Annotated in this window: 10 protein-coding genes; 4 read left to right on the top strand and 6 right to left on the bottom strand. The window is 68.4% G+C overall.

Annotation, left to right across the window (positions count from 1 at the left end; all coding sequences use genetic code 11):
- Positions 1 to 203 precede the first annotated feature (203 nt).
- The 3 genes from ACJ7C5_RS19220 to ACJ7C5_RS19210 form a co-directional block, all read right to left on the bottom strand.
- Entirely contained in the window at positions 204 to 1,364 is a 1,161-nt protein-coding gene (locus tag ACJ7C5_RS19220) for an MFS transporter (RefSeq protein WP_412704797.1), read from the bottom strand.
- A 247-nt stretch (positions 1,365 to 1,611) separates the two neighbouring features.
- Positions 1,612 to 2,361 carry a TerC family protein gene (locus ACJ7C5_RS19215; protein ID WP_005408127.1) on the bottom strand — a complete coding sequence of 250 codons (750 nt, stop codon included), beginning with the start codon at positions 2,359 to 2,361 and terminating at the stop codon, positions 1,612 to 1,614.
- A 32-nt stretch (positions 2,362 to 2,393) separates the two neighbouring features.
- Positions 2,394 to 2,789 (bottom strand): diacylglycerol kinase, encoded by a 396-nt coding sequence (locus ACJ7C5_RS19210; RefSeq protein WP_049435654.1) that lies wholly within the window; start codon positions 2,787 to 2,789, stop codon positions 2,394 to 2,396.
- A 213-nt stretch (positions 2,790 to 3,002) separates the two neighbouring features.
- Between ACJ7C5_RS19210 and ACJ7C5_RS19205 the strand changes: the two genes are divergently transcribed.
- On the top strand, positions 3,003 to 3,704 hold the full coding sequence (locus ACJ7C5_RS19205; RefSeq protein WP_412704796.1) for an SGNH/GDSL hydrolase family protein: 702 nt from the start codon (positions 3,003 to 3,005) through the stop codon (positions 3,702 to 3,704).
- A gap of 117 nt (positions 3,705 to 3,821) precedes the next feature.
- Here ACJ7C5_RS19205 and ACJ7C5_RS19200 read toward each other — a convergent pair whose 3' ends face one another.
- From ACJ7C5_RS19200 to ACJ7C5_RS19190, 3 genes are all read right to left on the bottom strand, one after another.
- Entirely contained in the window at positions 3,822 to 5,093 is a 1,272-nt protein-coding gene (locus ACJ7C5_RS19200) for a sensor histidine kinase (protein WP_094000392.1), read from the bottom strand.
- 157 nt (positions 5,094 to 5,250) lie between these two features.
- On the bottom strand, positions 5,251 to 5,964 hold the full coding sequence (locus ACJ7C5_RS19195; protein WP_002811889.1) for a response regulator transcription factor: 714 nt from the start codon (positions 5,962 to 5,964) through the stop codon (positions 5,251 to 5,253).
- Between the two features lie 87 nt (positions 5,965 to 6,051).
- The gene (locus tag ACJ7C5_RS19190) at positions 6,052 to 6,696 is read right to left on the bottom strand and encodes an arylesterase (protein WP_049444410.1); all 645 of its coding nucleotides are present in this window, start codon (positions 6,694 to 6,696) and stop codon (positions 6,052 to 6,054) included.
- Between the two features lie 75 nt (positions 6,697 to 6,771).
- Between ACJ7C5_RS19190 and ACJ7C5_RS19185 the strand changes: the two genes are divergently transcribed.
- The 3 genes from ACJ7C5_RS19185 (at position 6,772) to ACJ7C5_RS19175 (ending at position 10,531) form a co-directional block, all read left to right on the top strand.
- Entirely contained in the window at positions 6,772 to 7,419 is a 648-nt protein-coding gene (locus ACJ7C5_RS19185) for an ABC transporter ATP-binding protein (protein WP_094000393.1), read from the top strand.
- Entirely contained in the window at positions 7,416 to 9,932 is a 2,517-nt protein-coding gene (locus tag ACJ7C5_RS19180; RefSeq protein WP_412704795.1) for an ABC transporter permease, read from the top strand. The genes ACJ7C5_RS19185 and ACJ7C5_RS19180 overlap by 4 nt, the downstream gene beginning before the upstream one ends.
- Positions 9,933 to 10,039: 107 nt before the next feature.
- Entirely contained in the window at positions 10,040 to 10,531 is a 492-nt protein-coding gene (locus ACJ7C5_RS19175) for a hypothetical protein (RefSeq protein WP_412704794.1), read from the top strand.
- Positions 10,532 to 10,778: the final 247 nt, after the last annotated feature.

Raw genomic sequence — 10,778 nt, 5'->3', positions numbered from 1 at the left:
ACAGACCCCGGGAAACTGTCGAAGGCGGGGGGGTCCGGTTGCGGGGGTGTCCGCGGCATGGATGCCGCGGCCAAGCCTCCATGGACGGATTCACGGCGTCCCCCGCAACCGGACCCACCCCGCCAACCCACGGAATGCAGGCTGTTGCCGTTGCTGTTGCTTCGGCGGGTGCAGGGCGCAGCCCTGCCGGAAACCCTCCCCTCTCAGCAAGCCTCGGCCACCGCAGCGCGCGGACGCCCCAGCCATGCCAGCAGCAACCCTGAGGCCGCTAGCAGGCCACCGGCCACCGGAATCGCGGCATAGCCCAGGCCCGAACTGATCACCGCACCGCCCAGCGCCGCACCCACGGCATTGCCCAGGTTGAACGCACCCACGTTGATCGACGACGCCAGCCCCGGCGCCTCGCTCGCGGCCTGCATCACCCGGATCTGCAACGGCGGCACGATCGCGAACGTCGCCGCACCGAACAGCAGCACGCCCAGCGCCGCCGTGGCGTGATTCATGAAAGCCAGCGGCAGCACGCACATCAGCACGGCCAGGACCGCCAGCAGGATGCGTGTGGCGCCATCCAGCGACCAGTCGGCCATGCGCCCGCCGATGCCGTTGCCGAAGGTGAAGCCGATACCGATCAGGGCCAGCGACATCGCGATGAAGGCGTTGGAGGCACCGGTCAGCTCGGTCAGCACCGGCGCCACGTAGGTGTAGAGGGTGAACATCGCGCCAGCGCCCAGCACCGTGGTGGCCATCGCCAGCAGTACCTGCGGCTGCAGGATCGCCTTCAGTTCGCGGCGCACGTCCGGGCGCGGCCCCGGCGCCGAGGCCGGGAGTGCCAGGCCCAGCGCGGTGATCGCCACCAGGCCCAGCACCGCCGTGCCGGCGAAAGACAGGCGCCAGCCCAGCTGCTGCCCCACCCAGGTTGCCAGCGGCACGCCACCGATGTTGGCGATGGTCAGGCCCATGAACATCGTAGCGACCGCTGCGGCCTGCTTGTCCTTCGGCACCAGGCTGGCGGCGACCACCGCACCGATGCCGAAGAAGGCACCGTGGTTGAGGCTGGTGACCAGGCGCGACAGCAGCAGCAGGCCGTAGCTCGGGGCCAGTGCGGACAACAGGTTGCCGACCACGAAGATCGACATCAGCAGCATCAGCGCAGTGCGTTTGCCGAAGCGCCCCATCAGCAGAGTCATCACCGGTGCGCCCAGCATCACGCCCACGGCGTAGGCGGTGATCAGCATGCCGGCAGTGGGGATGCCCACACCCACGCCGTCGGCGATGACCGGCAACAGGCCCATCGGGGCGAATTCGGTAGTGCCGATGGCAAAAGCGCCAACAGCGAGGGCCAACAAGGCGGCTCTGGAGTTCATGGGGTCATCCTGCGTGGGGCAGGTTCTGGAAAAGAGCGCGTAGCCTGCGCGCTTTGTCGGCGCGGATTAAGCCTCGCCCCGGGAAAACACTGTTGATCTCAATTCACAGTTGGCGGGAACCTCCCCGCCGGGCATGGCCCGGCGCTACCAGACCACGCCACGAACGGTAGCGCCGGGCCATGCCCGGCGGGCGCAGCGGCCCCGAAACGAAGAACCCCCGGCAGGGCCGGGGGTTCGGGTGATCCGCTTACCAGTTACCGGCACCCGGCACGTTGTGCTCGCGGGCGCGGCGGCGCATCAGCAGGTTCAGCCACTCCACCAGCACCGAGAAGCCCATCGCGGCGTAGATGTAGGGCTTGGGCACGTGTACGTCCAGGCCGTCCAGGATCAGTACCGCGCCGATCATCAGGATGAAGGCCAGGGCCAGCATCTTCACGGTCGGGTTGGCATCGATGAAGCGGCCCAGCGGGTTCGCGGCCAGCAGCATCACCAGCACCGACAGCAGGATGGCGGCGACCATCACCGGGATGTGGTCGGCGATGCCGACGGCGGTGATCACCGAGTCCAGCGAGAACACGATGTCGATCACCGCGATCTGCGCGATCACGTAGCCAAACACGGCCGAGGCCTTGGTGGTGCTGGGGTCTTCGTCCTCACCACCGCTGATCAGTTCCTTGATCTCCATGCAGCCCTTGATGATCAGGAACAGGCCACCGACGATCAGCACCAGGTCACGGATGGAAATGCCCATGCCGGCCACCGTGAACAGGTTGGCCGCCATGTGTGCCAGGTAGGCCAGCGACACCAGCAGGCCGATACGGGTGATGCAGGCCACCGCAATGCCGAGCTTGCGCGCGAACGGGCGGCGCTCTTCCGGCAGCTTGCTGACGGCGATGGAAATGAACACCAGGTTGTCGATGCCGAGCACGATTTCCAGTGCGCTCAGGGTGAACAGGGTCACCCAGGCATTGGGGTCGGCGAGGAACTCAAAGGACATGGAAACTCTTCAGGGCAGTGGGGGAATGGGGATCAGCCGTAATTGCCGGCCATTGCATGCGGGACCACGACCAGCGCCCAGCACAGAAGCACGTTCATCATCAGCACGAAGACCGCCGCCGAGCCCATGTCCTTGGCGCGGCCGGCCAGCTCGTGGATCTCGCTGCCGTAACGTTCGATCACCGCCTCGATGGCCGAGTTGGCCAGTTCCATCGCCAGGACCAGCAGCATCGAGCCGATCAGCAGCGCGCGCTCGACCGGGGTCTGGCCCAGCCAGATCGCGACCGGAGTCAGCAGGATCAGCAGGTAGACCTCCAGCCGGAACGAGGACTCATGCAGCCAGGCGGCGCGCAGGCCCTGCCAGGACCAGCGGGCGGCCTGGAAGATGCGGCGCGGGCCGCGGGGCAGATGGCCGAACTGATCAGCCACGGGTGGAACATCCAGCAACAGGGGCGCGGCGCAGCGACCGCTCAGACGCACGGCAGGGAATCATGGGTGCACAGGGATAGGCAGATGGCCGCCATTTTGCCACAAGGCCGCCAGCCGCATCCCGGCACCGGCCCGGTGAATGGACTGCCAGGGGCAAGCCCCGGCCCGCCCCAGCTTCTATGATGGCTTCCCCCTTCCCTGCTGGAGCGCCTGATGTCCCGTCGCTGTACCTGCCTGCTGATGCTGGGCCTGCTGACCGCCGCCCCCCTGGCCCAGGCGCTGAGCCCGGCCAAGCCGCCGCGCGTGCCCGATCAGGTCTCCAACGTGGCCTGGGCCGGCGACATGGCCCACTTCGCCAGCGCGGACCAGGCCAGCCCGCCGCCGCGCGGTGGCATCGAGTTCATCGGCAGCTCCTCGATCCGCTTCTGGGAGAGCCTGGCCACCGACTTCCCCGGCCAACCGGTGTTCAACCGTGGCTTCGGCGGTTCGGAAGTGCGCGACAGCACCTGGTATGCCAGCCAGATCGTGGTGCCGTATGCGCCATGCAAGGTGTTCTTCTACGCCGGCGACAACGACCTCAACAGCGGCCGCAGCGCCGTGCAGGTGCGCGACGATGTGGTCGCCTTCGTGCAGCGCGTGCATCGCGACCTGCCGAAGACGAAAGTGGAGTACCTGTCAATCAAACCGAGCCCGTCGCGTGCGCACCTGCTGCCGGCGATCAACGAAGCCAACACGCTGATCAAGGCCGCCCTGGCCAGGCTGCCCAATACCGGTTTCACCGACATCTACACGCCGATGCTCGGCGCCGATGGACAGCCGGACGCGACGCTGTTCCGCGAGGACATGCTGCACATGACCCCGGCGGGGTATGCGATCTGGACCAGGGCGCTGGCACCGAAGGTGAAGTGCGATTGACGCAGGCGTGCGGACTCGCTCCGGTAGATGCCAACCTTGGTTGGCATGGGGCACCGGCGTGAATCCTGTTGAAAGCGCCGACCAAGGTCGGCATCTACCGAGGCAGCTGGTGCCGCGTCAACGGAAGATCACCGTGGCCTCGGTGCCCTCGCCCGGCTCGCTGGCCAGGCTGACCTTCCAACCGAAGCGGTCGCACAGCCGGCGCACGATCGACAGGCCCAGGCCGGTGCCCTGCGGGCGGCTCGGCTCGGCGCGGTAGAACGGTTCAAACGCGCGCGACAGAGCCTCGGCGGACATGCCGATGCCGGTATCGCGCACCACTACCCGGTCGTTGTGCACATGCACGTCGATGCGACCTTCGTCGGTGTAGCTGCAGGCGTTGCGCACCAGATTGCTGACCACCACCTGCAGCACCCGCGGCGGCGCATGCAGCTGCACCGGGCCATCGCTGTGCAGGTGCACCGACACCGGGCGCGTACCCAGCAACTCGTTGGCGTTGTCCACTTCGTAGCGGACGATGTCGTTGACGTCGAACAGCTCGATCTGCGGCTCGACATCGGCCTCGCGGGCCAGGATCAGGAACGCATCGATCACCGCCTCCATGTCACGGCCGGCACGCTGGATGCGCTGCAGGCTGCGGCGCAGGCGCGGCTCCAGGCTGTCATCGCCCAGCGCCATGTCGCTGGCGACACGGATGACGGTCAGCGGTGTGCGCAGTTCATGGCTGGCGTCACGGGTGAAATTGCGCTCGCGCGCCACATGCGCGCTGACCCGGTTGGCCAGCGAATGCAGTGCGGCCGCCAGCTGCCGGGTCTCGCCCTGCATGTCCGCCGGCAGCTTGTTCGGCTCCAGGTCGGCCGCCTCCGGGTGGCCCGGGTCCCAGCGTGAGACGCGCCGCGCCAGCCAGTTCACCGGCGATACCAGGCGCTTGGAGGCCCGATAGGTGACCCAGCTGGCGCCATACACCGCCAGCAGTGTCAGCAGCACCGGCACGATGCCGAACCAGAACGCCAGCATCTCCGCGCGCGAGCGCAGGAACACCAGGTACAGGCGGCCGGCCGGGCGCACATCGACCAGCACCAGCTGGTCGTCCTTGGGCAGTTCGTGGAAGCCGGGCTCCAGGTTGCGCAGGTTGGCCGGCAGCGACAGGGCCGACTGCCCGCTTTCCAGCAGGTAGCCACGAATGTTCTGGGTGTTGGGTGGCGGCTGCACCGGCGAGGCCTCGTGCAGCGTCCAGAAGTACGCCGCCTCCTCGCGCAGGGCGGCGCCAACCAGGCTGTGCTTGATCACCAGCGAGACCAGCCACGCACCCAGCAGGATGCCCAGGCTGGCCAGCACTGCCTGCAGGATGAAAGCGATACGGATCTTGCGCGGCAGGCCGTGCGGCATTGCGGGGTCCCGGTCAGAGCGCTGCGATTATAGGCAGCGCTCTGCGCCGTGCGGATGCATGGGCGATGACCGGTGGCAGCACCATCCGGTCATCCCCCGCCCTCGTCCGTGGCCACATCCCGGCCGGGCCTGTTGCTGCACCGGCGCGGGGTCCGGCTCAGGCCATCGGCTGGGCGATGTCGGCAATGCGGTAGCCGGCACTCTGCACGGTATGCAGCAGCGGACGGTCGAACGGCTTGTCGATGATCTTGCGCAGGTTGTACAGGTGGCTGCGCAAGGTGTCCGAATCCGGCAGGCCGTTGCCCCAGATCTCGCGTTCGATCTCCTGGCGGGTGACCACGCGCGGCGATTCGCGCATCAGGATGGTCAGCAGGCGCAGGCCGATCGGCGACAGCTGCAGCTCGGTGCCGGCACGGGTCGCCCGCATGCTGACCGGGTCGAGCACCAGGTCGGCGACCTTCAGCACTTCCGAACCCACCTGGCGACGTTCGCGGCGGATCAGCGCGCGCAGGCGGGCTTCCAGCTCCTGGATCGCGAACGGCTTGGTCAGGTAGTCATCGGCGCCGAAACCGAGGCCGGTGAGCTTGTCGTCCAGCGTATCGCGTGCCGTGAGCATCAGCACCGGGGTGGACTTGCGCGCATCGTTGCGCAGGCGACGGCACACTTCGATGCCATCCAGGCGCGGCAACATCAAGTCGAGCACCACGACGTCATAGCTGTTCTCCGCCGCAAGGCGGTAGCCATCCAGGCCGTCCTGTGCATAGTCGACTTCGAAGCCGCGACCTTCCAGGTATTCCCCGATCATCTCGGAGATGTTGCGGTTGTCTTCGACCACCAGCACCAAGCCGGAGGTCTCCTTCGTCTGACGCATGTGATTCCCTCTAACTTCAGCTTTGTGAAACATGCCGGATCGACGGTGGACGCGATGTGAAGTTCCGTCAAGAGGGATGTAAATCGTTCAGAGCAGGGGTCGCAGCAGCGGCCAGACGTTGTCCAGCACCTTCGGCTGCGCCTGTGCGGTCGGGTGCAGGCCGTCGGCCTGCATCATGCCCGGCTGCAGCGCCACACCCTCCAGCAGGAACGGCAGCAGCGGCACCTTGTACTGCGTGGCCAGCGCCTTGTAGGCCGCCGCCAGGCGCTGGCGGTAGGCCGGCCCGTAGTTGGGCGGTACGTCGATGCCCAGCAGCAGCACCTTGGCACCGGCCTTCTGGCTGGCCTGCACCATTTTTTCCAGATTGCCCTGCACCTGCGCCGGGGTCAGCCCGCGCAACGCGTCATTGCCGCCAAGGGCAATCACCACCACGGTCGGTTTTTCCTTGGCCAGCAGGCCCGGCAGGCGGGTCAGCGCGCCGGCGGTGGTCTCCCCGCTCATGCTGGCGTTGACGATGCGCGCCGGCGTTTTCGACTGCTGCCTGACCCGCTGCTGCAGCAGGCTGACCCAGCCGGCGTCGGCGGGGATATTGTGGGCTGCACTGAGGCTGTCGCCCAGGACCAGCACGGTGCCGGCCGGACCTTTGGCACAGGCCAGCCCAGGCAGCAGCAGGAACCCCAGCAACAGCACCATCATCGCGCCGGCTCGCCGGCTCCATCCCGTCTTGCGCATTGGAGTCTCCTCATCGACAGCCTGTCCCCCCGCAGCGCGTCCGTTGCCATCGCCGTCGACCAGGTCGGCAAATCCGTGCAGGGCCCGGAGGGTGAAGTCCACATACTGGACAACATCACCCTGACCGTCCATGAAGGCACCAGCGCGGCCATCGTCGGCGCCTCCGGTTCCGGCAAGACCACCCTGCTCGGCCTGCTGGCCGGGCTGGACCTGCCCAGCCGCGGCCGCATCAGCCTGGCCGGGAACGATCTGGCGGCACTGGATGAGGAAGCGCGCGCGCAGCTGCGCGCACGCGAAGTGGGCTTCGTGTTCCAGAGCTTCCACCTGCTGCCGGCGCTGACCGCCGCCGAGAACGTGGCGCTGCCGCTGGAGCTGGCCGGGCGCGAGGACCGTGCACGGGTGGACGAGGTGCTGGCCCAGGTCGGCCTGGCCCATCGCGCCCGCCACTACCCGCGCCAGCTGTCCGGCGGCGAGCAGCAGCGCGTGGCGCTGGCACGTGCCTTCGTCACCCGCCCACGCATCCTGTTCGCCGATGAACCGACCGGCTCGCTGGACCACGCAACCGGCCAGCACATCAGCGACCTGCTGTTCGAACTCAACGCGAGCAGCGGCACCACGCTGGTGCTGGTCACCCACGACCTGCGCCTGGCCCAGCGTTGCCAGTACATCCATCGCATCGACGACGGCCGCCTGCTGCCGGTCGAGCGCGGGGCACAGGCATGAACCTGCTGCGGCACGCGTGGCGCGCGCTGCGCCGCGAGGCCCTGGCCGGTGACCTGCTGACGGTGTTCGCAGCGCTGGTACTGGGTGTGGCGGTGATGACCGCGGTGGGCACGCTGGTGAACCGGGTCAACCTGGCGCTGACCGGTAGCGCGGCGGAAATGCTCGGCGGCGACCTTGGCATCGCCGGGCGCGACGATCCACCGCAGGCGTTCGCCGACGAGGCACAGCGACGTGGACTGGCCCACACCCGCATCGCCAGCTTCGGCAGCGTGCTGTTCCATGGCGAGGCCAGCCAGATGGCCAGCATCAAGGCGGTGCAGGCAGGCTATCCGCTGCGCGGCACGCTGCGGGTACGGTCCACGCCTGGTGGCGCCCTGATCGACAAGGCCGGCATGCCGGCCAAAGGCCAGGCCTATGCCGACCCACGCCTGCTGCAGGGGCTTGGGCTGAAGGCCGGCGATGACCTCGAATTCGGTGCCGGCACACTGCGCATCGCCGGCATCATCGAGGCCGAGCCGGATACCGGCGGCGACCTGCTTACGCTTTCCCCGACCCTGCTGGTCAACCGCGCCGATGTGGAAGGCACCGGCCTGCTCGGTCCGGGCAGCCGCATCAACTACCGGCTGATGTTCGCCGGGCCAGCCGACCAGATTGCCGCGCTGCGCCAGTGGTTGCTGCCGCAGGTCAAGGGCCTGCGCCTGCTGAGCGTGGACGACACCCAGCGTGGTGTGCGCCAGGCCTTCGACCTGGCCGGGCGCTTCCTCGGCCTGAGCGCACTGCTGGCGGTGCTGCTGGCCGGCGTGGCCACGGCACTGGCCGCCAACCGCTTCGCCCTGCGCCGCATCGATCAGGTGGCGATCCTGCGCTGCCTGGGTGCGCGCCAGCGCGACATCCTGTTCGGCCTGGCACTGCAGCTGCTGATGCTGGCGGTGCCGGCCTGTGCGCTCGGCATCGGCCTGGGCATGGCCGCCCAGGAAGGCCTGGTGCAGGTGCTGGGCAGCCTGGTGCCGCAGCGCCTGCCGCTGCCCGAGGCGATGCCAGCGCTGACCGGCGCTGGCATCGGCCTGTTGCTGCTGTTCGGCTTCGGCCTGCCGCCGCTGCTGCGCCTGCGTGGGGTGCCGCCGATGCGCGTGCTCAACCGTTCCTTCGCCGCTCTGCCACCGGCCTCGCTGCTGGCCTACGTGGCTGCCTTGGCCGCCAGTCTGCTGCTGGCGGTGCAGGTCACCGGCGACCTCAAGCTGGCGTTGTGGGTGCTGGGCGGCCTGGCCGCGCTGGCGCTGGCCGCCGGCGTGGTCGGCTTCGTGCTGCTGCAGCTGCTGCGTGGCCTGCAGCACCGCCTGCACGGCAACTGGCGACTGGGCCTGGCGGCGCTGACCCGGCGCCGGCTGCTGGCAGTGATGCAGCTGGTCGGGCTGTCACTGTCGCTGTGCGCGCTGTTGCTGCTGGCGGTGACCGGTCCCGGCCTGCTGCAGCAGTGGCGCGAGCGACTGCCCGCGGATACGCCGAACTACTTCCTGATCAATATCCAGCCCGAACAGCGCGACAGCGTGCTGGCCACGCTGCGTGGACTGGGCGCCAACGACGCCAGCATCGAACCGATGGCCACCGGTCGCCTGATCGCGATCAACGGCAAGCCGCCGCTGCGTGTGGACCGCTCGCCGGAACAGAGCGGGCAGCAGACGTCCGGCGAAGCCCAGCGCGATGACGATGACGAGAACCGGCCGTTGAACTTCAGCTGGCGCAGCAGCTTCCCGCCAGCCAACACGCTGGTCAACGGTACGTTCTGGAAAGCGGACAGCACGGCGCCGGAAGCATCAGTGGAAATCGGCTGGGCCAAGCGCTACGGCGTATACCCGGGCGACCGCATCACCATCGCGGTGGGCGAGCAGGAACGCGAGTTCACCGTAACCAGTGTGCGCAAGGCCGACTGGAACACCTTCCGGCCGAACTTCTTTGTGCTGCTGAACCCGAATGCGGTGGGCGACACCCCGCACAACCTGCTGTCAGCGTTCCATCTACCGGCCGGCAAGGCGGCCGGACTGGGCGAGCTGGTACGCGCGCAGCCGAACCTGTCGCTGCTGGATGTGGATGCGGTGATCTCGCAGGTGCGCGATGTGATGGAACGGGTGGCACAGGCGGTGCAGCTGGTGATGGTATTCAGCCTGCTGGCCGGCGTGCTGGTGCTGCTGGCCGCGCTGCAGGCCACGGCGGGCGAGCGTCGCTACGACAGCGCGGTGCTGCGCACGCTGGGCGCGACCCGGCGCCAGCTGCGCGGCGCGGTGCTGGTGGAGTTCGGCGCGCTGGGCACGCTGGCAGCGTTGCTGGCGGTGGGCGCCGCCGCAGCCATCGGCGTGGCGGTCTCGCAGAAGGTGTTCGAGCTGCCGCTGCTGCCGCCGTGGCCGGGCCTGCTGATCGGCGGTGTGGTCGGCATCGGCTTGAGCCTGCTGGCCGGCTGGTGGGGCACGCGGCGCATCCTGCATACCTCGCCGGCACTGGCCCTGCGCGAGGCGTGATGCGGTTGCGACACACACCGGTGGGGCGGGCGGTATGCTGCGCGCCCCACTCGATCAGATCGTCCGGAAGCGCTGAACGTTGCTCCCCCGCTCCCGAGGTTCAAGGAATGAAGATGAAATACGGCCTCTGTCTGCGCATCCTTCTGGCCAGTTCCCCGCTGCTCGGTGCGATGCTGCCTGCAGACGCCCGCGCGGCGGAGGGCTATGTTCCTGACGCGGTGCAGGCCTTCGTACTGGAAACGGTGCTGGCCGACGAGGCGCAAGCCTTCCACGAGGGCCACCCGACCTCTCTGGTTCCGGCCAGCGTGTCACGCACGCGCAGCGATACCGACGTGGTGGCCGACCTGCGTGCTGAGTTCGACCGGTTCTACCGGGGCCAACCGAAGCCGAGAAAGGAAGTGGCGCACATGGCGATCCTCGTCGCACAGACCGCGCTGCTGCTGCCGGACCGGAGCGCCTGCAGCACGGATCGAGTGCGTTGCCACCAAGCTGTCATGGGCGTCCGCACCCGCGAGGACGAGGCGAGCCTGCAGGCCACCCTGCGTGCCTTCCAGGACGCCGGGCTGGACCTGACCACCTTGAGCGGGCCGGTGTCCTGAGTGCAGGGCATCCACGCATGGCGTGGATGCAGCGTGCGATCACCGATGGAGAGCGTGCCGAGCAAGCTCGGCACCTACCAGAAGCGGATATGCGGCACGGTAGATCCACGCCATGCGTGGATGCGGTGTGCGATCACCGATGGAGAGCGTGCCGAGCAAACTCGGCACCTACCAGGAGCGGATATGCGGCGCGGTAGATCCACGCCATGCGTGGAAGCGGTGTGCGATCACCGATGGAGAGCGTGCC

The sequence above is a fragment of the Nocardiopsis yanglingensis genome, from assembly GCF_045809185.1.
GTDB lineage: Bacteria > Pseudomonadota > Gammaproteobacteria > Xanthomonadales > Xanthomonadaceae > Stenotrophomonas > Stenotrophomonas yanglingensis.
Note: the sequence above shows the minus strand (reverse complement) of the source record. Positions and strands in the feature narration are given on the sequence as shown.

What these genes read in the sequence shown, in the direction of transcription:
- ACJ7C5_RS19220 (WP_412704797.1), bottom strand. Translation starts at nt 1,364, where the DNA reads ATGAACTCCAGAGCCGCCTTGTTGGCCCTCGCTGTTGGCGCTTTTGCC.
- ACJ7C5_RS19215 (WP_005408127.1), bottom strand. Translation starts at nt 2,361, where the DNA reads ATGTCCTTTGAGTTCCTCGCCGACCCCAATGCCTGGGTGACCCTGTTC.
- ACJ7C5_RS19205 (WP_412704796.1), top strand. Translation starts at nt 3,003, where the DNA reads ATGTCCCGTCGCTGTACCTGCCTGCTGATGCTGGGCCTGCTGACCGCC.
- ACJ7C5_RS19200 (WP_094000392.1), bottom strand. Translation starts at nt 5,093, where the DNA reads ATGCCGCACGGCCTGCCGCGCAAGATCCGTATCGCTTTCATCCTGCAG.
- ACJ7C5_RS19195 (WP_002811889.1), bottom strand. Translation starts at nt 5,964, where the DNA reads ATGCGTCAGACGAAGGAGACCTCCGGCTTGGTGCTGGTGGTCGAAGAC.
- ACJ7C5_RS19190 (WP_049444410.1), bottom strand. Translation starts at nt 6,696, where the DNA reads ATGCGCAAGACGGGATGGAGCCGGCGAGCCGGCGCGATGATGGTGCTG.
- ACJ7C5_RS19180 (WP_412704795.1), top strand. Translation starts at nt 7,416, where the DNA reads ATGAACCTGCTGCGGCACGCGTGGCGCGCGCTGCGCCGCGAGGCCCTG.
- ACJ7C5_RS19175 (WP_412704794.1), top strand. Translation starts at nt 10,040, where the DNA reads ATGAAGATGAAATACGGCCTCTGTCTGCGCATCCTTCTGGCCAGTTCC.